Source organism: Pseudomonas sp. HS6 (genome assembly GCF_023375815.1).
Lineage (GTDB): Bacteria > Pseudomonadota > Gammaproteobacteria > Pseudomonadales > Pseudomonadaceae > Aquipseudomonas.
In genome coordinates this window covers 696,607-720,027 of sequence record NZ_CP067412.1, presented here as the reverse complement: position 1 = coordinate 720,027, position 23,421 = coordinate 696,607, and the positions used below count along the sequence as shown (strand labels likewise).

Annotated in this window: 17 protein-coding genes and 1 tRNA gene; 13 read left to right on the top strand and 5 right to left on the bottom strand. The window is 61.0% G+C overall.

What is annotated here, in order from left to right; genetic code table 11:
- The first annotated feature begins 51 nt into the window (after nt 1-51).
- The 3 genes from rpsO (at nt 52) to JJN09_RS03425 (ending at nt 2,826) form a co-directional block, all read left to right on the top strand.
- Nucleotides 52-321, top strand: a complete 270-nt coding sequence (rpsO, locus tag JJN09_RS03435; protein WP_011332409.1) for a 30S ribosomal protein S15 — start codon at nt 52-54, stop codon at nt 319-321.
- Nucleotides 322-515: 194 nt separating this feature from the next.
- Nucleotides 516-2,621 carry a polyribonucleotide nucleotidyltransferase gene (pnp, locus tag JJN09_RS03430; protein ID WP_096818846.1) on the top strand — a complete coding sequence of 702 codons (2,106 nt, stop codon included), beginning with the start codon at nt 516-518 and terminating at the stop codon, nt 2,619-2,621.
- Nucleotides 2,622-2,750: 129 nt separating this feature from the next.
- A tRNA-Thr gene (locus JJN09_RS03425) sits at nt 2,751-2,826 on the top strand.
- A 6-nt stretch (nt 2,827-2,832) separates the two neighbouring features.
- Here the strand turns inward: JJN09_RS03425 and JJN09_RS03420 are convergent.
- Complete coding sequence (locus JJN09_RS03420; protein WP_249485672.1) at nt 2,833-3,336, bottom strand: hypothetical protein; 504 nt, start codon at nt 3,334-3,336, stop codon at nt 2,833-2,835.
- A gap of 276 nt (nt 3,337-3,612) precedes the next feature.
- Here JJN09_RS03420 and JJN09_RS03415 point away from each other — a divergent pair, with 276 nt between their 5' ends.
- A complete protein-coding gene (locus tag JJN09_RS03415; RefSeq protein WP_249485670.1) occupies nt 3,613-3,912 on the top strand; it encodes a DUF6388 family protein in 300 nt (99 codons plus the stop codon).
- 51 nt (nt 3,913-3,963) lie between these two features.
- Here the strand turns inward: JJN09_RS03415 and nadC are convergent, their stop codons facing one another.
- Nucleotides 3,964-4,812, bottom strand: coding sequence for a carboxylating nicotinate-nucleotide diphosphorylase (nadC, locus tag JJN09_RS03410; protein WP_249485666.1), 849 nt, complete (start codon nt 4,810-4,812; stop codon nt 3,964-3,966).
- Nucleotides 4,813-5,067: 255 nt separating this feature from the next.
- Here nadC and JJN09_RS03405 point away from each other — a divergent pair, with 255 nt between their 5' ends.
- From JJN09_RS03405 to JJN09_RS03385, 5 genes are all read left to right on the top strand, one after another.
- The gene (locus JJN09_RS03405; RefSeq protein ID WP_249485663.1) at nt 5,068-7,257 is read left to right on the top strand and encodes a DUF1631 domain-containing protein; all 2,190 of its coding nucleotides are present in this window, start codon (nt 5,068-5,070) and stop codon (nt 7,255-7,257) included.
- 64 nt (nt 7,258-7,321) lie between these two features.
- On the top strand, nt 7,322-7,882 hold the full coding sequence (gene ampD, locus JJN09_RS03400; protein ID WP_249490886.1) for a 1,6-anhydro-N-acetylmuramyl-L-alanine amidase AmpD: 561 nt from the start codon (nt 7,322-7,324) through the stop codon (nt 7,880-7,882).
- Nucleotides 7,879-8,712: a regulatory signaling modulator protein AmpE gene (gene ampE / locus JJN09_RS03395; RefSeq protein WP_249485661.1), complete on the top strand. Its 834-nt coding sequence runs from the start codon at nt 7,879-7,881 to the stop codon at nt 8,710-8,712. The genes ampD and ampE overlap by 4 nt, the downstream gene beginning before the upstream one ends.
- Nucleotides 8,713-8,891: 179 nt before the next feature.
- Complete coding sequence (locus tag JJN09_RS03390) at nt 8,892-10,922, top strand: methyl-accepting chemotaxis protein (protein ID WP_249485659.1); 2,031 nt, start codon at nt 8,892-8,894, stop codon at nt 10,920-10,922.
- A gap of 153 nt (nt 10,923-11,075) precedes the next feature.
- On the top strand, nt 11,076-11,465 hold the full coding sequence (locus JJN09_RS03385) for a hypothetical protein (protein WP_249485656.1): 390 nt from the start codon (nt 11,076-11,078) through the stop codon (nt 11,463-11,465).
- On the opposite strand, the gene JJN09_RS03380 is transcribed toward JJN09_RS03385, so the two are convergent.
- Both JJN09_RS03380 and cra read right to left on the bottom strand, forming a co-directional pair.
- On the bottom strand, nt 11,466-12,242 hold the full coding sequence (locus JJN09_RS03380; RefSeq protein ID WP_249485654.1) for a TatD family hydrolase: 777 nt from the start codon (nt 12,240-12,242) through the stop codon (nt 11,466-11,468). It abuts the gene before it with no gap.
- A gap of 3 nt (nt 12,243-12,245) precedes the next feature.
- Complete coding sequence (cra, locus tag JJN09_RS03375; RefSeq protein WP_248738344.1) at nt 12,246-13,241, bottom strand: catabolite repressor/activator; 996 nt, start codon at nt 13,239-13,241, stop codon at nt 12,246-12,248.
- Between the two features lie 306 nt (nt 13,242-13,547).
- Here cra and ptsP point away from each other — a divergent pair, with 306 nt between their 5' ends.
- The 4 genes from ptsP (at nt 13,548) to JJN09_RS03355 (ending at nt 20,818) form a co-directional block, all read left to right on the top strand.
- On the top strand, nt 13,548-16,409 hold the full coding sequence (gene ptsP, locus JJN09_RS03370; protein ID WP_249485650.1) for a phosphoenolpyruvate--protein phosphotransferase: 2,862 nt from the start codon (nt 13,548-13,550) through the stop codon (nt 16,407-16,409).
- Nucleotides 16,409-17,350 (top strand): 1-phosphofructokinase, encoded by a 942-nt coding sequence (gene pfkB / locus JJN09_RS03365; protein WP_249485648.1) that lies wholly within the window; start codon nt 16,409-16,411, stop codon nt 17,348-17,350. The genes ptsP and pfkB overlap by 1 nt, the downstream gene beginning before the upstream one ends.
- 11 nt (nt 17,351-17,361) lie before the next feature.
- Nucleotides 17,362-19,095 (top strand): PTS fructose-like transporter subunit IIB, encoded by a 1,734-nt coding sequence (locus JJN09_RS03360; protein WP_249485646.1) that lies wholly within the window; start codon nt 17,362-17,364, stop codon nt 19,093-19,095.
- Nucleotides 19,096-19,276: 181 nt separating this feature from the next.
- Nucleotides 19,277-20,818, top strand: a complete 1,542-nt coding sequence (locus tag JJN09_RS03355; protein ID WP_249485644.1) for an alkaline phosphatase — start codon at nt 19,277-19,279, stop codon at nt 20,816-20,818.
- Nucleotides 20,819-20,863: 45 nt separating this feature from the next.
- On the opposite strand, the gene JJN09_RS03350 is transcribed toward JJN09_RS03355, so the two are convergent.
- Complete coding sequence (locus tag JJN09_RS03350) at nt 20,864-23,392, bottom strand: sulfite reductase flavoprotein subunit alpha (RefSeq protein WP_249485642.1); 2,529 nt, start codon at nt 23,390-23,392, stop codon at nt 20,864-20,866.
- Between the last annotated feature and the right edge of the window lie 29 nt (nt 23,393-23,421).

Genomic DNA, 23,421 nt, shown 5'->3' with positions numbered 1-23,421 from the left:
TGGCCTGTTGAAACTGTTTTTGAAACAGTTTCCTGATAAAAGGATTGCCTCATGGCTCTCGACGTTCAAGAAAAAGCTCAAATCGTAGCTGACTACCAGCAAGCTGTTGGTGACACTGGTTCGCCAGAAGTGCAAGTTGCACTGCTGACCGCCAACATCAACAAACTGCAAGGTCACTTCAAGGCCAACGGTAAAGATCACCACTCCCGTCGTGGTCTGATCCGCATGGTAAACCAGCGTCGCAAGCTGCTGGACTACCTGAAAGGCAAGGACGTGAGCCGTTACAGCGCTCTGATCGCTCGCCTGGGTCTGCGTCGCTAATCAGCGATTGCGCTAGAGGTTGGTTGTCTGTCGTGCGTCAGTGGGATTCCCGCTGGCGCATGGCAGGCTCCCAGCCTCAAGTTTTATCTGGATACACGTTTTACCCCGGACAGACGTCGGGCCGATTCCCGGCATTGCCCAAGAATTTCGCAAGAAACCAGTTCCCCCAAGAGCCACAAAGAAGGTAGGACACCGTGAACCCGGTAATCAAAAAATTCCAGTTCGGTCAGTCGACCGTTACCCTCGAGACTGGCCGTATCGCCCGTCAGGCCTCCGGCGCAGTATTGGTCACCGTTGACGACGACGTCAGCGTATTGGTGACAGTAGTCGGTGCAAAACAAGCCGATCCGGGCAAGGGTTTCTTCCCTCTGTCCGTTCACTACCAGGAAAAGACTTACGCTGCCGGTAAGATCCCTGGCGGTTTCTTCAAGCGTGAAGGCCGTCCTTCCGAGAAAGAAACCCTGACTTCCCGACTGATCGACCGTCCGATCCGTCCGCTGTTCCCAGAAGGCTTCATGAACGAAGTGCAGGTTGTCTGCACCGTCGTTTCCACCAGCAAGAAAACCGATCCGGACATCGCTGCGATGATCGGTACCTCGGCTGCCCTGGCGATCTCGGGCATTCCGTTCGACGGCCCGATCGGCGCCGCTCGCGTTGCTTTCCACGAAAGCACCGGCTACCTGCTGAACCCGACCTACGAGCAGCAAGCTGCTTCGAGCCTGGACATGGTCGTTGCCGGTACTTCTGACGCCGTGCTGATGGTTGAATCGGAAGCCAAAGAGCTGACCGAAGACCAGATGCTGGGCGCGGTACTGTTTGCTCACGACGAGTTCCAGGTTGTGATCAACGCAGTCAAAGAACTGGCCGCTGAAGCTGCCAAGCCAACCTGGACCTGGGCTCCTGCTCCAGAAGCCACCGAACTGCTGGGCGCTATCCGGGCCGAGTTCGGCGAAGCGATCTCCCAGGCTTACACCATCACCATCAAGGCCGACCGTTACGCTCGCCTGGGTGAGCTGAAGGATCAGGTTGTTGCCAAGCTGTCCGGTGAAGAAGGCCAGCCTTCGGCTTCCGACGTCAAAGCTGCATTCGGCGAAATCGAATACCGCACCGTTCGCGAAAACATCGTTAACGGCAAGCCACGTATCGACGGCCGCGACACTCGCACCGTACGTCCGCTGAACATCGAAGTCGGCGTTCTGCCGAAGACTCACGGTTCGGCGCTGTTCACCCGTGGCGAAACCCAGGCTCTGGTAGTCGCGACGCTGGGCACCGCCCGTGACGCACAGCTGCTGGACACCCTGGAAGGCGAGAAAAAAGACCCGTTCATGCTGCACTACAACTTCCCTCCGTTCTCGGTGGGCGAGTGTGGTCGCATGGGTGGCGCCGGTCGTCGCGAAATCGGTCACGGCCGTCTGGCCCGTCGTTCGGTTTCGGCGATGCTGCCTGCCGCTGACGTGTTCCCGTACACCATCCGTGTGGTTTCGGAAATCACCGAATCCAACGGTTCGAGCTCGATGGCTTCCGTTTGCGGCGCTTCCCTGGCCCTGATGGACGCTGGTGTGCCGATGAAGGCACCGGTTGCCGGTATCGCCATGGGTCTGGTTAAAGAAGGCGAGAAGTTCGCTGTTCTGACCGACATCCTGGGTGACGAAGACCACCTGGGCGACATGGACTTCAAAGTAGCCGGTACTGCCAAAGGCGTTACCGCGCTGCAGATGGACATCAAGATCAAGGGCATCACCGAAGAGATCATGGAAATCGCTCTGGGCCAGGCCCTGGAAGCGCGCCTGAACATCCTCGGTCAGATGAACCAGATCATCGGCCAGTCGCGTACCGAACTGTCGGCCAACGCTCCGACCATGATCGCGATGAAGATCGACACCGACAAGATCCGTGACGTTATCGGTAAAGGTGGCGCGACCATCCGTGCGATCTGCGAAGAAACCAAGGCTTCGATCGACATCGAAGACGACGGTTCGATCAAGATCTTCGGCGAAACCAAGGAAGCGGCTGAAGCAGCACGTCAGCGCGTTCTGGGCATCACCGCAGAAGCCGAGATCGGCAAGATCTACGTCGGCAAGGTTGAGCGCATCGTCGACTTCGGCGCATTCGTCAACATCCTGCCAGGCAAGGACGGTCTGGTTCACATCTCGATGCTGAGCGATGCTCGCGTAGAGAAAGTGACCGACATCCTGAAAGAAGGCCAGGAAGTGGAAGTGCTGGTACTGGACGTGGACAACCGCGGCCGTATCAAACTGTCCATCAAAGACGTGGCAGCGGCCAAGGCTTCGGGCGTTTAATCACCCCGCAGCGTTAGCGCAATAAAAATGCCCCGCCGTGAAAACGGCGGGGCATTTTTTTGTCTGCGAAATATCGAGACATTCTGCGAAGTTGCCGACCTTCAAGACCAGTGCTAGGTTTAGCCCACCGCCCGTGTAGCTCAGCCGGTAGAGCAGCGCACTCGTAACGCGAAGGTCGCAGGTTCGATTCCTGTCTCGGGCACCACTTCTCTTATTTCACCTTGCGGCTCAACTCCTCGACGGTACGTTTGAGCTGATCCATCGCCCGATCCTGATCGTTGAGCTTCTGCTTCAGGCTGGAAATTTCGCTGTTGTTCGAACTGGAGCTGGAGCCGCTGTTGCGCTTGAGGTCTTCGACCTGACGGTTCAGCGTATCGATCTGACGATCCTGTTCCTTGACCTTGCTCTTCAGGTCATCGATTTCTCTGCCGCTGGAGCTTGAGCTGGAACCGCTGCTGCGCTTGAACTCTTCGATCTGACGCGACTGCTCATTGACGGTGTCGCGCATCTTTTTCAATTCTTCGACACCGATACCACTCTTGATCACCACATCTTTGCCGAAATCGTTGTGAATAGCGGATATCTGGTCGCCATAGGAAGGGCTGCTGCTACTCAGTTCAACTGCCATTGCGCTGGCTGGCAGGGCCAGGGTGCCCAGCAGGGCGGTCAGAGCGGTGGCGGACACAACAGAAGCAATCTTCGAAAAGCTGCGCATCACTGGGTTTCCTTGTGAACAGCGAAGGTGAGTGCTGATATGGCACATCGCTATGACTTGGAATTCCGGTTTATGTTCCCCAGGTCAACTTTTTGTGGGAGAGATGTAAAGACCCGTGTAATTCGCTCGCCAAACGTCCTATATTCGTTGTCTGCATGTGCATCGCCCAGCAGTTTTCAGATGATCCCGAATGGTTCCGAAGGCCGGACAATCCGCGTCAGAGAGATCCTTGATGATCCAGATCCATCTTCCATTCTTATGATCAGCGAGAACGCCATGACTGAATTGACCCAAGAGCAACGCCACGAACAAGCGCTGGAAAAGTACAAACTTGATGCGTCGGAGCTGATGGACGAGATCAAGGATCTGAGTGCCGATGAGCAGAAAGACCAGATCCAATGGGCGTTCGAAGACGAAGCCGAAGCCCAGGGATTGCAGCCGTGGGAGCTGACGCTCAAATACACCAGCACCCCTGAAGAGTTCGAGGCCAAGCGCCTGGAGCTGCACAAGGAGGCGGCTGAAGTGTTGGGCGTCGAGTGGGAAGAGTACTGCGAGATGAACAATCTGGTGGTCTGAAACAAAAACGCCAGCCTTGAAAGGGCTGGCGTTTTTTATTGCGTGTTCGAATCAGAGACTCAGGCGCATTGACAGGTCCACGGCCTTCACGTCCTTGGTCATCGCGCCGATCGAGATGTAATCCACCCCGGTCTGTGCAATCGGCAGCAACGTGCTTTCGTTGATGCCGCCGCTGGCTTCCAGTTTCGCCTTGCCGCCATTCAGGCGTACGGCTTCGCGCATGTCATCGAGGCTCAGTTCGTCGAGCATGATGATGTCGGCACCGGCCGTCAGCGCTTCCTTCAGTTCATCCAGGCTTTCCACTTCGATTTCCACCGGTTTGCCCGGCGCGATCTTGTGCGCGGCGGCAATGGCCTGCGGGATTCCGCCGCTGGCGGCAATGTGGTTTTCCTTGATCAGGAACGCGTCGTACAGGCCGATGCGATGGTTATGGCAACCGCCGCAAGTCACCGCATACTTCTGCGCCAGACGCAGGCCCGGCAGGGTCTTGCGGGTGTCGAGCAGTTTCACGTCGGTTTCGGCGACGAAGTCCGCAAGGTATTGCGCGCGGGTTGCCACCCCGGATAGCAACTGCAGAAAGTTCAGGGCGCTCCGTTCGCCGGTCAGCAGCGAGCGGGCCGGGCCTTCCAGGTGAAACAACGGCTGGTTCGGCGAAACCCGTTCGCCATCGCGCACCTGCCAATGCACTGCCACCCGTGGATCGAGCTGACGGAACACTGCATCGACCCAGGCCGTACCACAGATGATGGCGGCGTCGCGGGTGATGATGGTGGCTTTGGCCAGGCGTTCGGCCGGGATCAGTTGCGCGGTGATGTCGCCGCTGCCGATGTCTTCGAGCAACGCACGGCGCACGTTGGCTTCGATTTCGGCGGTCAAATCGGCGAGACGTAGATTCGGCATAACGGGCTCCACAAACTAAGTGGCCCGATTATAGGGGCATGGCATCGACCAACCCAAGGCGAGAACAGCCACGCATTGCTGCATCCGGTCGATTTTCTTTGAGTAAAGCCGATTCCGTCGCGGTCATTGGAAGGTGTCGGTGTCTAGGGGAAACCCTGAGGCCTATGGCGCCGGAGACAGCTTTTGCAAGATAATCCGCCTTGCATTTGACGTCATAGCTTTGACGTCGGCAAATCACCGTTTCAGGAGGCTTGGATGCACAACGACGGGAATGTAGTGCCTTTGCACAAGGCCGCTACCGATCAGGCGACCCATTCGCCGCTCGCCCGCCTGCCTGTGATTCTGCTTCAGGTTCGCGACAAGGCTGCACAGCGCCTGCGCAACGGTTTGCAGGAACTGTTCGATAACGCCGACGACACGCTGTTCGAGATGGCCGACCGGGCGCGCAACGACGTCGAACAGAACATCTTCTTCGAAGCCATGCGCGATTTGCGCCTCAAGCGCAAGAACATCGAGCGCGGCTTTCTCGAGCAATTCTTCGAGGCGTTTGTCGGCCTCACTCAATATGATCCCGCCCAGAATGTCGTGTCTCATGCATTGCAGTACGAAGACACCTCGGCACGCACCGACGACATGGAGCGCAGTGTCGCCATCGAGACCATGGTCGGTCGTGTGCTGAATCGCGACGGTTTCGCCCTTGATCAATTGACCACGCGGTTCAGCGCACTGCTGGGCAAATCCCTTGATGATCAACACAACCCGCTGGGCCCCGCGCTGCTGTGTGAGTATTTCCTGCAGGCCGGGCGCAATCTGGGCGTGGAGATCAAGGTCAAGCTGATTCTGCTCAAACTGTTCGAGCGCTATGTGTTGGCCGATACCGACCAGCTCTTCGCGGAGGCTAATCAACTGTTGGTTGCCACGGGCGTGTTGCCCGAGCTGAAACCGGCACCGGCCCGACGGGCGAGGGATCATGTTTCGGCCAGCGTGCACAGTGAGTTCGACGATCTCGATCAATCGCCGGCGGACGCGGGTGTGCAGGAGGTCTTTGCCGCACTCCAGGAGTTGCTGTTGCACGTGCGCGGCAGCGTCGCGCCGACCCTTGAGCCAAGCGCGGCGACCCAGCCGATTTCCACTCGCGACCTGCTGCGCCTGCTCTCGCACTTGCAGCAGTACGTGCCGGTGCTGGCGGGGCAGGAGGATTTCGATCTGCGCAATCAGCTTGAACAACTGCTGACGCGGGTCAGCGTGAAAAGCGGAAAGTCGCGGATCGTTGGTGGTGCCGATGAGGATGTGATCAACCTGGTCGCCATGGTTTTCGACTGCATTCTTGATGACCGAAATCTGCCGGATTCGCTCAAGGCGTTGATTGCCAGGTTGCAGATCCCGATGTTGAAAGTTGCGGTGATCGATAAGAGCTTTTTCAGCCGCAGTAGCCACCCGGCGCGACGTCTGCTCAATGAAATCGCCGAAGCGGCGATGGGCTGGGGTGAATGCGACGGTGAGGCGCGCGACAGCCTTTATCTGCGCATCGAGCAAGTGGTTCAGCGGCTGCTGACGGACTTCGTCGATGACCCGGCGATTTTCTCAGAGTTGCTGGCCGACTTCCTCACCTTTACCAGCGACGAGCGCCGCCGCAGTGAACTGCTTGAGCAGCGTCTGCGCGATGCCGAAGAGGGCCGGGCGAAAACCGAACTGGCCCGCCTGCGTGTCGAACAGGCGCTGAACCAGGCGATGCTGGGCAAAGTCCTGCCGCCGTCGGTGGTGACCTTCGTCCAGACGGCCTGGAGCAAAGTGTTGCTGCTGACCTGCCTCAAGCACGGCGATCAGTCTGCCGAATGGCAAGCCGACGTGCAGACCATGGAGCAGTTGATCTGGAGTGTGCAGCGGCACGAAGGTGCCGAGTCAGGCCTGCGCTTGCTGTCGCTGGTGCCAGGACTGCTCAAGTCGCTGCGTGACGGGCTCAGCAGTTCAGCTTTCGACCCGTTCGCCACCAGCGAGTTTTTCAGCGCGCTGGAGGCATTGCACGTTCGTTTGCTTCAGCCCTCCGTCGAGTCGGATCAGGCTGAATCGCCGCCGATGATCCAGGTGTCTCAGGCCATCGTTTTGCAGACCGCCGACGAAGGTAATCCTATGCTGGTCCCGGAGCGGTTGCCGGCGGATGAGGCGAGCCTGCGTCAGGTCGATCAATTGCGCCTGGGCAGTTGGGTGGCGTTCGAAGAAGATGAAGAACACACCTTGCGCTGCAAACTGGCGGCGATCATCGAGGCGACCGGCAAGTACGTGTTTGTCGACCGCACCGGGATGAAAGTACAGGAGCGCAATCGCGTCGCCCTGGCCATGGAGTTCCGTCGCGGGACGGTGCGGGCGCTGGATGACACCTTGCTGTTCGACCGCGCGTTGGAGTCGGTACTTGGCAATCTGCGGCGGCTCAATCGCGGCAAGTGATCGCGCGCCGGGGGCCGATCACGGCATACTGGGCGCCAACACAGTCGGCGTTGAAGGAATCGGTATGCAGTTGGATCCCGCAAGCGGTTGGTGTCACGGGGTGCAGGTGTGCCCGTCGCCCAACTTCAATGAACGCCCGGCGGGCGAAGTGTCCCTGTTGGTCATCCACAACATCAGCCTGCCGCCGGCGCAGTTTGCCACCGGCAAGGTGCAGGAATTTTTCCAGAATCGTCTGGATGTCACGGAGCATCCCTATTTTGCAGGGATCGCCGACCTGCGCGTCTCCGCGCATTTCCTGATCGAACGTGACGGCAAGGTCACCCAGTTTGTCTCCTGTCTTGAGCGTGCCTGGCATGCCGGCGTTTCGGTGTTCGACGGGCGGGAAACCTGTAACGATTTTTCCGTGGGCATCGAACTCGAAGGTACCGATGATCTGCCGTTCACCGATGCGCAGTATCAGGCGTTGATCGTGCTGACCGGCCATTTGCAAAAAGCGTTTCCGGCGATCACTGTCGAACGTATCTGCGGACACAGCGACATCGCGCCCGGACGCAAGACCGACCCTGGACCCGCGTTCGACTGGGCACGCTACCGCGCAGCCCTGGCACAAGAGGAAGGACAATGAGTTTTCTGGTGTTACTGCTGGCGGTCTGGATCGAGAAGTTCTCGGCCCTGCGCCATCGGGTTCAACGCGATGGCGGATGGATCCGCGAACTGCACAAGCTTGAAAGTGGCCATCTGGCAAAACGCCCGTGGCTGGTGCTGGTTATTCTGGTGCTTTTACCGGTGGCGTTGCTGGGGTTGCTGCTGTTGGTGCTGGACCCGATCGCCTACGGCCTGCTGGCCTTGCCGGTGCATTTGCTGGTGGTGATTTACAGCCTGGGGCGCGGCGATCTGCTCGGCGGTCTCGGCCCGTTCCGCGATGCCTGGCGTCGGGAAGACTTGCAAGCGGCCGCCCATGTGGCCAAGCGCGATCTGGATATCTGTGCCGAAAGTGGCGAGCAATTGCTGGAGCAAGTGCAGCGCCATCTCTTGTGGCAGGCCTACCAGAGCTTCTTCGCAGTGATTTTCTGGTACTTCCTGCTCGGCCCGGTTGCAGCGCTGAGCTATCGCCTGCTGGCCCTGGCTGAAGAAAACGCACAGAACCCGGCGCTGGCCGAACGGGCAGGGCAACTGCGACATGCCTTCGACTGGGTGCCGGTACGCCTGCTGGCGGCGAGTTTCGCCCTGGTCGGCAACTTCGTTGCGGTCAGTCGGGTCATGCTGCATGAACTGTTGAACTGGAACATCAGCGCCGCGCAATTGATCAACAAGGTTGGCCTGGCCGCCGGGGAAATCCCGCCCGCCGCCGTCGGCCCGGAAGGCATCAACACCCTCGATTGCCTGTGGGAACTGCTGCTGCGTGCCGCCGTGTTGTGGTATGCCGGATTTGCGCTGTGGACCGTGCTGCACTAGCACTTCTCTCGTCTTGTTGTAGCCCATACGTGTAGCGAGGGGGGCAATCCCCCTCGTTAACCTTAAGTTACAAAACCTCCCTTCGATTTGAGCTATACAGAGATAGCGCCCGATAGTGGCTATCTGCTGTCGCCCCGCGCCTGCCAATAAAAACAAGAAAAAACCAAGGGAGACTTCCAGTGAAGAGCTTGCTCTATCCCGCCGTCTCGCTGATGAACCGCTTGAGCTTCGGCATGAAGTTCAGCCTGATCAGCGTGCTGTTCCTGGTACCGATGCTGGTGACCAATTTCTATCTGGTGCGTGATTCCTATCGCGAATTCCAGGGCACCCGGGTGGAGTTGCAAAGCCTCGACCTGCTGGGCAGCAGCCTGACCCTGCGTCGGGATCTGGAAACCCTCAACAATCTGGTGCAGATCAACGTCACCCTCGGTCAGTCGGGCAAGGCCGGCAATGTCGAAGCGCAAATCACTGGCCTTGAGAAAAGCGTACTGGCGCGCTTGCAAGGGCTGACGGCCATGACCGAGGACCCGGAGCAGATCAAGGTCTTCGATGCCAAGCGCGATGAAATGATTGCCGCGTTCAAGGCCCAGCAAACGGAGAACTCCCTGCAAAGCAAAAGTGCCCTGATCGGCAAGCTGCTCGGCAGCGCACAGATTTTCAGTCAGATCATCGCCAGCCAGGCCGGTCTGAGCCGCGACACCCAGAGCGATATCCGTCAACTCAGCGAACTGGTCACTGCGATCACGCCGGCCATTACCCAGACCCTCGGTGAAGGCCGGGCCGTGGGCTCTTACTCGTTGGGGCAGGGGTTTCTCAACAGCTCCTCCAGCACCCGGTTCGATGAACTGCTGGCGCAGATCGAAAAGCTTCAGGGCGAGTACGGGCTGAAACTGCAGGATGCGTTGGGCTCAAGCAAGGCCGCACGCGATTCACTGAGTGCAGTGGCCGACGCCAGCAAGGCCTCGCTGAAGCAGGCCAGCGAAATATTCGAAGAGCAAGTGGTGGTCGCCGAGACCCTCGATGCCCCATGGCAAGCTTTTTATGATCAAGTCACCGGGCTGATGGACCGGACTTATCAGCTCAACGAAGCCACCCTGAAATTCCTCGATACCCAATTGCAGCAACGCCTGGCGCAGAACCGCACGCACATGGTGTTGCAGGCCGTGGCGCTGGCGGTGGTGTTCGTGTTGATTTTCTATCTCTATGGCGGCTTCTACGCCTCGACCCGTAACACCCTCAAACGCCTGGGCGCGATGATGGACAAAGTCGCGGCCGGGGACATGACGGTCAACTTCATGGCCCACAGCCGCGATGAACTGGGCGAACTGGGCGAGGTGTTCAATGGCACGGTGCGCAAAATCCACGACCTGATCGAGCGAGTTGGGCATACCGTCGGCGAAGTCGAGCGTCAGGCCGGGCAAGTGGAAAATGTCTCGGCGCAAAGCAATCAGGCCGTGGCCGGTCAGCGCACCCAGATCGAGCAAGTGGCCACGGCCATGAACCAGATGTCGGCCACTTCACTGGAAGTGGCGCGCAGCGCGGCGGCAGCGGTGAGCAGCGCCCACAGCGTCAACGATGAAACCATCAGCGGACGTGGCCTGGTGGAGTCGCAGCAGGGCAGCATCGCGGCCCTGGCCAGCGAGATCGATCAGTCGGTGCTGGTGATCAACCAGTTGGCCAGCGACAGCCAGTCGATTAGCCGGGTGCTGGAGGTGATCAAGAGCATCGCCGAGCAAACCAATCTGCTGGCGCTCAACGCGGCTATCGAAGCGGCGCGGGCCGGTGAGCAGGGCCGGGGTTTTGCGGTGGTGGCGGACGAAGTGCGGACACTGGCCAAACGCACTCAGCAATCGACCGAAGAAATCGAGCAGATGATCGCCAAGTTGCACGGCGGGGTCGGTGCAGCGGTGAAAGCCATGGGCGTCAGTCATCAGATGGCCAACGGTACGGTCGGGCAGTCGGAAAAGGTCCAGCAGGCGCTGGAAAACATCCTCGGTGCGGTAGGCATGATCGTCGATCAGAATCAGCAGATCGCCGCTGCGGTGGAGCAGCAGACCGCTGTCGCCCATGACATCGACCAGAACATCGTCGAGATCAACCGCGCCGGTGAACGCACGGCCGAAGGTGCGCATCAGACCGAAAACGCCAGTCGCGCACTGTCGGCGCAGGTGGTTGAGTTGAAACAGTTGATCAGCGCCTTCCGGGTTTAATCAACCTGCCTCCTGGGAGGCAGGTTTGTCGGAATAATTTGTAGTACTTCTTTGCTTACGTTTGTAAGCAATTTCCTGATTACCTCCGTGCTCTGATTTTTCGTCTTCAATGGATCAAGATCACAACAACTGACCGTTTGGAGGAGGCCACACATGTCTGTTGCAACCCTGGGAGTCCAGGGCCGCTGTGCCCATTGCCAGACCACGCTGCGGCTCAAACCTTGGCAACTGAATGCCATCGCGATCAATGAACCGTTCACCTGCGCTCACTGCCAGAAAGCCCTGGAGCTGCGTTGCCCGAAACAGATCAGACGTTTCAGATCTCTCGATTCGCTGGGCTGGTTGCGCTTCAGTGCGTCGTTGACGGTGTGCACCGCGCTGTTGGTGGCGCTGGTGATGGAATGGATCGGTCTGCTCAATGTGACCGAGCAGTTGAATGCCTCATTGATCGTGATTTTCGTGTACTTCGCGCTGATGCGTTTTGTTCACCACCGTCAGCACATGACCCTGACGCTGGACGCGGTGAAGGCCCACGGCGAATGACTACCAGCCGAACACTTCGGAGCAGTTGGCGGTGCTGGCCTCGGCAAGTTGTTCTGCACTGATACTCATCAATTCCGCAAGCGCATTGCAGATCGCCGGCAGGTGCGCAGGTGTGTTGCGTACGCCGGGGTACATGGCGGGCGCCATGTCCGGTGAGTCGGTCTCAAGCACCACCGAGTCCAGCGGCAACTCGGCCAGCACCCGATGCATACGCAAGGCCTGAGGCCAGGTCGGTGCGCCTCCAAGGCCCAGTTTGAAACCGAGTTTGATGTATTCCCGCGCCTCTTCTCGACTGCCGGCGAAGGCATGGATGATGCCTCCGCGCTTGAGCTTGAAGCGCTTGAGCGTGGCAATCACCGCCGCATGGCTGCGCCGCACATGAATCAACGCCGGTAACTCGAAATCCGCCGCCAGTTGCAGTTGCGCGTCGAACAGCGCTTGCTGGCGTTCGCGGTCGAGGGTTTCGATGAAGTAATCCAGACCTATTTCGCCAACCGCACACAGTTGCCGATGACCGCGCAGCCGTGTCAGCCAATCGCCCAGCGCATGCAGATCTTCAGGGCGATGTTGATCGAGATAGACCGGGTGCAAACCGAAAGCCGCGTACAGCTCGGGATCGCTTTGCACCAGATCCCACACCCGCTGCCAGTTGCCTTCATACACCCCCAGTACCACCATTCGCCGCACCCCGAGGGCACGGCTTTCAGTCAGCAGCGCCGCACGGTCGGTGTCGAAGTCGGGAAAGTCCAGATGGGTGTGGCTGTCGATCAGCTCCACGGCTCAGTCCCGGTGAATACGCTGCTTGAAGGTACGGGCGATGGCCTGTACGCCAGGCTGGTAATCCGATTGCTCGACCGCCGCCAGCGCCAGTGCCAGCGCCTTGTCGGCGATCAGCTGGTGCTGTTGGGCCATGGCGTTGACCGGTAGCGGCAGGAAGTCCAGCAACTGGGTGTCGCCAAATGTGCCAAGGCGCAGCGGGCGGTTTTTGAGCGGGAAGTCATGCAGCGCATCGAACACACCCTGCAACAGCACGTAGGACGTGGTCACCAACGCATCCGGCAAATGCCCGAGACGTTGCAGGAGTTCTTCCATCAATTGCTTGCCGCACTCGCGGCTGAAGGATTCGGCGTGCTCGATCAGCACTTCGCCCTTGAACCCGGCCAAGGCTTGCTTGAAGCCGGCGGCGCGTTCCTGGCTGATGCTCAGTTCCGGGCGGGCGCCCAGCAGCACGATCTGTTTTGGCTGCGGGTCGAGCAGGCTTTCGGTCAGGTGCAGGCTGGCCTCGCGGTCGTCGCTGACCACCGAGCAGAAATGCTCGGGGTCCATCACCCGGTCGATGGCGATGACCGGCAGACCCTTGGCCTGCAACTGGCGGTAGCTGTCGTCACCGGCCGGCAGGCAACTGGCGACGATCAACGCATCGCAGCGCCGGGCGCGGAACAGTTGTAGCAGTTGCCGTTCGCTGTCCGGCGCATCGTCGGAGCTGGCGATCAGCAACTGATAGCCGCGTGCCCGGGCGCCTTGTTCCAGCAGCTTGGCGATCCGCGCGTAACTGGGGTTTTCCAGATCCGGCAGGATAAAACCCAGGGTCCGGGTGTGCCGACTGCGCAGCCCGGCCGCCTGGGGATTGGGGGTAAAGCCGTGCTGATCGACCACCGCCCGCACCCGCTCGACGGTGGCGGTGCTGATGCGTTGCTGTTCGGCCTTGCCGTTGATGACGTAGCTGGCGGTGGTCACGGACACTCCGGCCAACCGCGCGATATCACTGAGTTTCAACCCGGGATTTCCTTGTTTTTTCGAGCTTGCCGCCACATTTTCGCCAATCCTACCCGATTCAGGCAGGCGACCATTGTCGCAGCGCATCCGACAAGTTGGACTTCAAGGATGAGACATTATCGAGTAACGTGCCGATCAATCTAGATTAAACGTTTCAGCAAGCGTATTTTCTACGTTTTAGACGCCTTTGGCCGGTTCTGCCGTGAAACCGCCAAAACTGCCTCCTGAAAGGGAAGCCTACAAGCGCCTAAGCTGCAACCATTCAAAACAATACCTGGCATTGAACCGTGCCAAAAAGGAGATCGCATGCTCGAGCTCACTGTAGAGCAGATATCCATGGGCCAATCGGCTGTGGATAAAACCGCCGCCCTGCAATTGCTGGCCAGTCATCTGGTCGCTGATGGTCTCGTCGCCGACGGATACCTCGCCGGCTTGCGGGCCCGGGAGGCCCAGGGCTCGACTTTTCTTGGTCAGGGGATTGCGATCCCGCATGGCACGCCCGAAACCCGCGATCAGGTGTTCGCCACCGGCGTGCGACTGATGCAGTTTCCAGACGGCGTGGACTGGGGCGACGGCCAGATCGTCTATCTGGCCATCGGAATCGCAGCCAAATCCGACGAACATCTGCGCCTGCTGCAATTGCTGACCCGCGCCCTCGGTGAGACCGATCTGGGCCAGGCCCTGCGCCGCGCCAGCTCGCCCGAAGCGCTGCTGAAACTGCTGCAAGGTGCGCCACAGGAACTGGCGCTGGATGCACAGATGATCGGCCTCGGTGTCTCCGCCGACGATTTCGAAGAGCTGGTCTGGCGCGGTGCGCGTCTGCTGCGCCAGGCAGATTGCGTGAGCAATGGTTTTGCCGGGGTGTTGCAGCAAGTCGAAGCACTGCCACTGGGCGATGGCCTGTGGTGGCTGCACAGCGAACAGACCGTGAAGCGTCCGGGTCTGGCCTTCGTCACCCCGGACAAACCGATGCGCTACCTTGGCCAGCCGCTCAGCGGTCTGTTTTGCCTGGCCAGCCTCGGCGAAGCGCATCAGGCGTTGCTCGAGCGTTTGTGCGCATTGCTGATCGAAGGTCGCGGCCATGAACTCGGCCGCGCCACCAGCAGCCGAAAAGTCCTCGAAGTGCTCGGCGGTGAATTGCCTGCCGACTGGCCGAGTGCGCGGATTGCGCTGGCCAACGCCCATGGCTTGCATGCGCGACCGGCGAAAATCCTCGCGCAACTGGCGAAGAGTTTTGACGGCGAGATTCGTGTGCGTATCGTCGACGGTCAGGACAGCGCCGTATCGGTGAAGAGCCTGAGCAAACTGCTGAGCCTCGGCGCCCGTCGCGGTCAGGTGCTGGAAATCATCGCCGAACCGAGCATCGCCGCCGACGCCTTGCCGGCCTTGCTGGCGGCTATCGAAGAAGGCCTCGGCGAAGAAGTCGAACCGTTGCCGGCCGTGAGTCAGCAGCGCGAAGTCATTGCCGATATCGCCGAAGTCTTGAGCGCCCCGGCCTCCGGCAGCCTGCTGCAAGCGATTCCCGCCGCCCCCGGCATTGCCATCGGCCCGGCGCACATTCAGGTCCAGCAAACCATCGATTATCCGTTGCGTGGCGAGTCCGCCGCCATCGAGCGCGAACGTCTTAAAAACGCGCTGGTCGAGGTTCGTCAGGACATTCAGGGCCTGATCGAGCGCAGCAAGGCCAAGGCGATTCGCGAGATTTTCATTACCCACCAGGAAATGCTCGACGACCCGGAGCTCACCGACGAAGTCGACACCCGCCTCAAGCAGGGCGAAAGCGCCGAGGCGGCCTGGATGGCCGTGATCGAAGCCGCCGCGAAACAACAGGAATCCTTGCAGGACGCTTTGCTCGCCGAACGTGCTGCCGATCTGCGCGACATCGGTCGTCGAGTGCTGGCGCAACTGTGCGGCGTGCAGTCCGCCAGTGAGCCCGAGCAACCGTACATTCTGGTGATGGACGAGGTCGGTCCGTCCGACGTGGCACGGCTGGATCCGGCGCGGGTGGCGGGGATTCTCACCGCACGCGGCGGCGCCACCGCCCACAGTGCAATTGTTGCCCGCGCCTTGGGAATTCCGGCATTGGTCGGTGCAGGCGCTGCGGTATTGCTGCTGAAACCGGGCACGCCGTTGCTGCTCGACGGCCAGCGCGGTCGCCTGCATGTCGATGCCGATGCTGCGACCCTGCAACGCGCCGCCGAAGAACGCGACACACGCGAACAGCGTCTGAAAGCCGCCGCCGAACAACGCCATCAACCGGCACACACCACCGACGGCCACGCCGTGGAAGTGTTCGCCAACATCGGCGAAAGCGCTGGCGTGATCAGCGCGGTGGAGCAGGGTGCCGAAGGCATCGGCCTGCTGCGCACCGAACTGATTTTCATGGCCCACCCGCAGGCGCCGGACGAGGCGACTCAGGAAGCCGAATACCGCCGCGTCCTTGATGGCCTCGCCGGTCGACCGCTGGTGGTGCGCACCCTCGACGTCGGCGGCGACAAACCGCTGCCATATTGGCCGATCGCCAAGGAAGAAAACCCGTTCCTCGGTGTGCGCGGGATTCGCCTGACCTTGCAGCGTCCGCAGATCATGGAAGCGCAGTTACGCGCCTTGCTGCGCTCGGCGGACAACCGTCCGCTGCGGATCATGTTCCCGATGGTCGGCAGCGTCGAGGAGTGGCGTCAGGCTCGCGACATGACCGAGCGTCTGCGCCTGGAAATCCCGGTCGCCGACCTGCAACTGGGGATCATGATCGAAGTGCCGTCCGCCGCATTGCTGGCGCCGGTGCTGGCCAAAGAGGTCGACTTCTTCAGCGTCGGCACCAACGATCTGACCCAGTACACGCTGGCGATCGACCGTGGTCATCCGACCCTGTCCGCCCAGGCTGACGGCCTGCACCCGGCGGTGCTGCAACTGATCGACATCACCGTGCGCGCGGCCCATGCCCACGGCAAATGGGTCGGCGTCTGTGGCGAACTGGCGGCGGACCCGCTGGCGGTGCCGGTGCTGGTCGGCCTCGGTGTGGATGAACTGAGTGTGTCCGGGCGCAGCATCGCCGAGGTCAAGGCGCGCATCCGCGAACTCAGCCTGACGCAAACGCAAAACCTTGCTCAACAAGCCCTGGCCGTGGGTAGCGCCAACGAAGTGCGCGCATTAGTGGAGGCCCTGTAATGGCCAAGATTCTTACCCTGACCCTCAACCCGGCGCTGGACCTCACGGTGCAGTTGCCACGCCTTGAGGCCGGTCAGGTCAACCGCAGCGACGAGATGCACACCCACGCCGCCGGCAAGGGCGTCAACGTCGCGCAAGTGCTGGCCGACCTCGGACATCAACTGACGGTCAGCGGCTTTCTCGGCGAAGACAATTTGCAGGCGTTCGAAACCCTGTTCGCCAAGCGTGGTTTCACTGATGCCTTTATCCGTGTGCCCGGCGAGACCCGCAGCAACATCAAGGTCGCGGAACAGGACGGACGGATTACCGACATCAACGGCCCGGGGCCGGTGGTCGGCGCGGTGGCGCAACAGGCGTTGCTGGATCGTCTGGTGCAGATCGCGCCGGGGCATGACGCGGTGGTGGTCGCCGGCAGTCTGCCACGCGGGGTCAGTGCACAGTGGTTGCGTGAATTGATCGAGCGCCTTAAGGGGCTCGGCTTGAAAGTCGCGCTGGACACCAGCGGCGAAGCGTTGCGCACGGCACTCGAGGCCGGCCCGTGGCTGATCAAACCGAACACCGAAGAGCTGGCGGATGCGCTCGGCTGTGAAGTGGTGTCTCACGCGTCTCAGGCTGAAGCGGCCAATCGGCTGCACGCTCAAGGCATCGAGCATGTGGTGATCTCCCACGGCGCAGAAGGTGTGAACTGGTTCAGTGTCGGCTCGGCGCTGCATGCCACGCCGCCGAAGGTCAGCGTTGCCAGCACGGTGGGCGCCGGTGACTCGTTGCTGGCCGGCATGCTCCACGGCCTGCTCAGCGCCGACACGCCGGAGCAAACCCTGCGCACGGCCACGGCGATTGCGGCGCAGGCGGTGACCCAGATCGGTTTCGGTATTCACGATGCGGCGCAACTGACGCAGCTCGAACAGGGCGTGCGCGTGCGCCCCCTGACAGAACAATAAGAGGGTTTGTCATGAAGTTAGCCATTGTCACGGCCTGCCCGAACGGCATGGTCACCAGTGTGCTGTGCGCTCGGCTGCTGGATGCCGCGGCCCAGCGTCAGGGCTGGAGCACCAGCGTCGAAGTGGTAGATGCGGCGCATCCTGAGCGCGAGTTGTCAGCGGCCACCATCGAGGCGGCGGAGTGGGTGTTGCTGGTGACCACCGGTGACGTCGACATGCGCCGTTTCGTGGGCAAGCGAGTATTCAGGATCGCTCCGGCTCAAGCGTTGCAGGATGTCGAAGCGGTGCTGCGGCGCGGTACCGAAGAGGCCGAAATTTATGTCGCCAGTGAAGTCGCGCCGGCTGCCGCTGAGCGACGCGCACCGCGCATCGTCGCCATCACAGCGTGCCCGACCGGCGTCGCTCATACCTTCATGGCTGCCGAAGCCTTGCAGCAAACGGCCAAGCGTCTGGGCTATGAACTGCACGTCGAAACCCAGGGTTCGGTGGGGGCGAAAACTCCGCTGAGCGCAGCGGCAATTGCCGAGGCCGACGTGGTGCTCCTGGCGGCCGACATCGAAGTCGCCACCGAGCGTTTCGCCGGCAAGAAAATCTACCGCTGCGGCACCGGGATCGCGTTGAAGCAATCCGAAGCCACGCTGAAAAAAGCGCTCGCTGAGGGCCAGCAGGAAAGCGCCGCAAGTGACGGCAAGACACCGGCCAAACAAGAGAAGACCGGCGTCTACAAACACCTGCTGACGGGTGTATCGTTCATGCTGCCGATGGTGGTGGCGGGCGGCTTGATGATTGCGTTGTCGTTCGTGTTCGGCATCACCGCGTTCAAGGAAGAAGGCACGCTGGCGGCGGCGCTGATGCAGATCGGTGGCGAAACAGCGTTCAAATTGATGGTGCCGTTGCTGGCCGGTTACATCGCCTACTCGATTGCTGACCGTCCGGGTCTGGCGCCGGGGATGATCGGCGGTTTGCTGGCGAGCACACTCGGCGCAGGATTCATCGGCGGGATCGTCGCCGGTTTCATTGCCGGTTATGCAGCGAAGCTGATCAGCCGTTATGTGGCGTTGCCGCAGAGTCTGGAAGCGCTGAAACCGATTCTGATCATCCCGCTGTTCGCCAGCCTGATCACCGGACTGGTGATGATTTACGTGGTTGGCAAACCGGTGGCCGGGATGCTGGCGGCGCTGACGCATTTCCTCGACAGCATGGGCACCACCAACGCGATTCTGCTCGGTGTGTTGCTGGGCGGCATGATGTGCGTCGACCTCGGCGGGCCGATCAACAAGGCCGCCTATGCGTTCTCGGTGGGGCTGCTGGCCTCGCAGAGTTATGCGCCGATGGCCGCGACCATGGCCGCCGGCATGGTGCCGCCGATTGGTCTGGGTATCGCCACGTTCATCGCCCGACGCAAGTTTGCCCAGACTGAGCGCGAGGCGGGTAAAGCGGCGCTGGTGCTGGGCTTGTGCTTCATCTCCGAAGGAGCGATTCCGTTTGCCGCAAAAGACCCGTTGCGGGTGATCCCGGCGAGCATAGCCGGCGGTGCGCTGACCGGTGCGCTGTCGATGTACTTCGGCTGCAAACTGATGGCGCCGCACGGTGGCCTGTTTGTGCTGGCGATTCCGAACGCGATCAACCATGCGCTGCTGTATCTGCTGGCAATCGTCGCGGGCAGCCTGCTGACGGCGGTGGTGTATGCGCTGGTCAAGCGGCCGGAGGCCGTCGAACTGGCGCTGGAGCCCGCCAACGCCTGACATAGTAAGCTTGTGGGAGCGAGCTTGCTCGCGATGGCGGTTTATCAGGCAAAGGTAAGGTGACTGACCCGCCGCTATCGTCGGATCGCCGCCCGGACCAAGCTCGCTCCCACAGGAAATGTGTTGTCATCCCCAATTCATGATCCCGTGCTTAAGTTTTCCTTTTTTCAGGGAGAACAGCATGAGCGATTTCAACCTCGGTCGCCGGCGCGTGATGCAAGTGGTCGGCGCCGGTTTGCTGATGCCAGGGCTGGCACCGGCCGTGATCGCCTCGGTCAAGGATCGACCGCAACTCACCGACGGCGTGCAGTCCGGCGACCTGCAAGGCGACCGGGCGATGATCTGGAGCCGCAGCGACCGCCCGGCGCGGATGGTGGTGGAGTGGGACACCCGCAGTCAGTTCCGCCATCCGCGACGCGTCATCTCTGCGCTGGCCGATGCCCGCAGCGATTTCACCGCCCGTGTCGAACTCACCGGATTGCCCGCCGATCAGGCGATTTTCTACCGCGTGTATTTCAAGGACGCCCAGACTGGCGTTGCCAGCGAACCGTGGCTCGGCCACCTGCGCAGTGCGCCGACCGCACGGCGCAATATCCGTTTTGTCTGGAGCGGCGACACCGTCGGCCAGGGCTTTGGCATCAACCCCGATATCGGCGGCATGCGCATCTACGAATCCATGCGCATGCGCCTGCCGGACTTCTTTATCCACAGCGGCGACACGATCTATGCCGACGGCCCGGTGCCGGCGCAACTGACCACTGAGGGTGGCCGGATCTGGCGCAATCTCACCACCGAAGCCAAGAGCAAGGTCGCCCAGACCCTCGACGACTATCGCGGCAATTACCGCTACAACCTGATGGATGAAAACATCCGTCGCTTCAACGCCGAAGTGCCGCAGATCTGGCAATGGGACGACCATGAAGTGGTCAACAACTGGTCGCCGGGCAAGCAGCTCGACGAGCGCTATCAGGAAAAAGATATCCACACCCTCGTCGGGCGTGCGCGTCAGGCCTGGCTCGAATATTCGCCGATGCGATTGCAGGCAGCCGATGGCGGCGGGCGGATTTATCGCAAGCTGAACTACGGGCCGATGCTCGATGTGTTCGTGCTCGACATGCGCAGTTATCGCGGCGCCAACGACGACAATCTCGGGGCGGAAAAACCGTTCCTCGGGCGCGAGCAATTGAACTGGCTCAAGCGTGGGCTGAAGTCGTCGAAAGCCCAGTGGAAAGTCATTGCTGCCGACATGCCGATCGGTCTTGGCGTGCCTGACGGCGAAGTCAGCCCGGGTGTGCCGCGTTGGGAAGCCGTGGCCAACGGCGACCCTGGCCCGGCTCAGGGACGTGAACTGGAAATCGCCGAACTGCTGGGATTTCTGCGGGCGCAGCAGGTGCGCAATTTCGTGTTCCTGACGGCGGACGTGCATTACTGCGCGGCGCATCACTATCACCCGGATCGCGCGGCGTTTCAGGATTTCGAACCGTTCTGGGAGTTTGTCGCAGGGCCGCTGAACGCCGGGAGTTTCGGGCCCAATCCACTGGACAAGACCTTCGGCCCGGAAGTGGTGTTCCAGAAAGCACCGCCGACGCAAAACGCTTCACCGTTTGCCGGGTTCCAGTTTTTTGGCGAGGTGAATATCGAGGGGCAGAGCGGGGAGCTGAGTGTGGTGTTGCGGGATCTGGATGGGGTGGCGGTGTTTGAGCAGAAGTTGCAGCCGGTCTGATCACACGATCTTGAAGGAGCCGGCAAGCCGGCTCCTTCAGACGGGTCAATAAACGTCGCGGCGATAGCGACCCTGTTCGATCAGGCGTTCGACTTCGGCGGCCCCCAGCACTTCATTCAGCACTTGATCCACGCCCGAAGCCATGCCTTGAAGACTGCCGCAGATGTAGATCACGGCACCGTCCGCCAGCCATTTTTTCAGCTCGGCAGCCGACTCGCGCAAGCGATCCTGCACATAGATTTTCTGCGCCTGATCCCGTGAGAACGCCAGATCCAATCGCGCCAGATCGCCGTTGATCAGCCACTCTTCGAGTTCTGCGCGACACAGGAAATCGTTCTCCCGATTGCGCTCACCAAACAGCAACCAATGGCGCTGCTGCCCGTCGGCAATCCGCGCCTTGAGCAAGCTGCGCAGGCCGGCAAGGCCGGTGCCGTTGCCCAGTAAAATCATCGGCACAGGCTGGTTTGGCAGATGGAAACCGCTGTTGCGCCGCACCCGCAGGCTGATGCTGCCGCCCACCGGAGCGTGTTCGGTCAGCCAGCCGGAGCCGATGCCGAGGGTGCCATCGCTGTGTTGTTCCTGACGCACGATCAATTCCAGCACGCCGTCGGCAGCAATCGAGGCGATCGAGTATTCGCGCATCGCCAGCGGCACCATCGCATCGACCAGTGCCTGGGCATGCAGGCCTACAAGATGGGCGCGGTGTTCGGGCAACTGGCGGGTGGCGAGGGCCACTTCCAGCGACTCTTCCAGGCCGTTGACCTTCACGCTGGTTTCGCCACGAATGCCGAGGCCGTCGAGGAAATGTTCGATGGCCCACGGGCAATTGCGTGGCAACACTTCCACCAGATCGCCAGCGAGCCAGCTGCTGGTGTCAGGCGCCGAGAGACCCAGCAGGAAAACCGGTGAACCGCTGCTGTCAGGGTTCATCAGTTCGCGGCGTTCCAGCGTCCAGTTGCCGTAGCTCGGTGCCTGCCAGGTGTCGACCGGTGCTTGCCCGGTGATCAGGCCGAGTTGGGTCTGCCAGTGACGCAGTGCGTACGGATCGCCACTGTCGACCTCCACCGGGGCGAACAGAGTCTTGCCGCCATGCTCGCCCAGCCATTGATGCAGGCGTCGAGCGAAACCGCAGAAGTGCTGATACTGACGGTCGCCGAGACCGAGCACGGCGTAGTTGAGGCTGTCGAGGGTCGAGGCGTTGTTCAGCACTTTGCGCTCAAAACCGCGAGCGCTGTCCGGTGCTTCGCCGTCGCCGAAGGTGCTGACCACGAACAGCGCATTGTTGGATTCCTGCAGATCCTGCTCGCTGACATTCGCCAGCGGCTGCACCTTCACCGGCAATCCTGCTGCCTGCAACTGGCCGGCGGTCTGCCAGGCGAGTTGCTCGGCGAAACCGCTCTGACTGGCGAAACCGATCAGCCACGCCGGGGTGTCGCCGTCCGGTTGTTCGAGGCCTTTGCGTGCATCCTTGATCTGCTTTTTCTTGCGTCGGCGATCCAGATACAACAGCCAGCCGGTGATGAAGAACAGCGGCATCAGCACGGCGGCGACCGTCACGATGATCCGCCCGACCAGACCGAAATAGCTGCCGACGTGCAGCGCGTAAATGCTGGTCAGCAATTGCGCCTTGAAACTCTTGTCGGCGTAGCGGTCGACGCGTTTGACGACGCCGGTGGCCGGGTCGAGGGTGATCTGGTTCAGCGCGCGCTCGTGGGGCGAGCTGTCGAGCAGATAGAACACGGTTGCCGGTTGGCCGGCCACAGGCGGCATGCGGATGTTGTAGGAGGCGAGGCCTGGACCTGCGGAGCTGTAGATGCTGACCCACATGGCGGCGTAATCGGCAGTCGGCGCCGGTCCTTCAGGTGCCGGGCCGCGTCCACCGCGCACGCGTTCGTTTTGCGGTGCATCGGAAAGCAGTCTGGTCAGGCCTTTGTTGTACCACTCGTAGGACCAGGACAGTCCGGTCAGCGCCAGCAACAGGTAAACCAGCATGCACCAGGTGCCGAACACCGAGTGCAGATCCCAGTTGAAGCTGCGGCCCTTTTTCTTCCAGTCCAGGGTCAGCCATACGCGCCAGCTGCCCCACTGGCGTGGCCAGCGCAGGTACAGGCCGGACAGGCAGAAGAACAGCAGCATCAGGGTGCAGGCGCCGGTGATGTTGCGGCCGGTATCGCCCATCGCGAGGAACCGGTGCAGTTGCAGCATCAGGCCGAAGAAATCCTGTCCGGTGGCTTCGCCCTTGAACTCGGCGGTGTAGGGATCGAAGTAACGCATCTCGCCACGGCGCTCACCTTTCGGCGGGGTGAACCAGACGCGGCCGGCGGTGCCGCTTTCCGTCTCGGCGGAGAGCATCGAGACTTTCTTGCCCGAGGCCGCTTCGATGTGCGCCACCAGATCGGCGGGCGGCAGGACACCGGCGACCTGTTTCTCCACCTGCAACACGGATGGGTTGAGGGCTTTCAGGATTTCGTCCTGAAACGAATAGGCAGCGCCGGTGATGCCCATCAGGGCCAGCACCAGCCCGGCAGTGATGCCAAAAAACCAGTGCAACTGGAACAGGGTTTTCTTCAACACGTCGCTTGCCTTGTCCGTTCGGAAATTGT

Excerpts from the sequence above, each read along its gene's own strand:
- rpsO (WP_011332409.1), top strand. The coding sequence starts at position 52 with ATGGCTCTCGACGTTCAAGAAAAAGCTCAAATCGTAGCTGACTACCAG.
- JJN09_RS03420 (WP_249485672.1), bottom strand. The coding sequence starts at position 3,336 with ATGCGCAGCTTTTCGAAGATTGCTTCTGTTGTGTCCGCCACCGCTCTG.
- JJN09_RS03415 (WP_249485670.1), top strand. The coding sequence starts at position 3,613 with ATGACTGAATTGACCCAAGAGCAACGCCACGAACAAGCGCTGGAAAAG.
- nadC (WP_249485666.1), bottom strand. The coding sequence starts at position 4,812 with ATGCCGAATCTACGTCTCGCCGATTTGACCGCCGAAATCGAAGCCAAC.
- JJN09_RS03405 (WP_249485663.1), top strand. The coding sequence starts at position 5,068 with ATGCACAACGACGGGAATGTAGTGCCTTTGCACAAGGCCGCTACCGAT.
- ampD (WP_249490886.1), top strand. The coding sequence starts at position 7,322 with ATGCAGTTGGATCCCGCAAGCGGTTGGTGTCACGGGGTGCAGGTGTGC.
- ampE (WP_249485661.1), top strand. The coding sequence starts at position 7,879 with ATGAGTTTTCTGGTGTTACTGCTGGCGGTCTGGATCGAGAAGTTCTCG.
- JJN09_RS03385 (WP_249485656.1), top strand. The coding sequence starts at position 11,076 with ATGTCTGTTGCAACCCTGGGAGTCCAGGGCCGCTGTGCCCATTGCCAG.
- ptsP (WP_249485650.1), top strand. The coding sequence starts at position 13,548 with ATGCTCGAGCTCACTGTAGAGCAGATATCCATGGGCCAATCGGCTGTG.
- pfkB (WP_249485648.1), top strand. The coding sequence starts at position 16,409 with ATGGCCAAGATTCTTACCCTGACCCTCAACCCGGCGCTGGACCTCACG.
- JJN09_RS03360 (WP_249485646.1), top strand. The coding sequence starts at position 17,362 with ATGAAGTTAGCCATTGTCACGGCCTGCCCGAACGGCATGGTCACCAGT.
- JJN09_RS03355 (WP_249485644.1), top strand. The coding sequence starts at position 19,277 with ATGAGCGATTTCAACCTCGGTCGCCGGCGCGTGATGCAAGTGGTCGGC.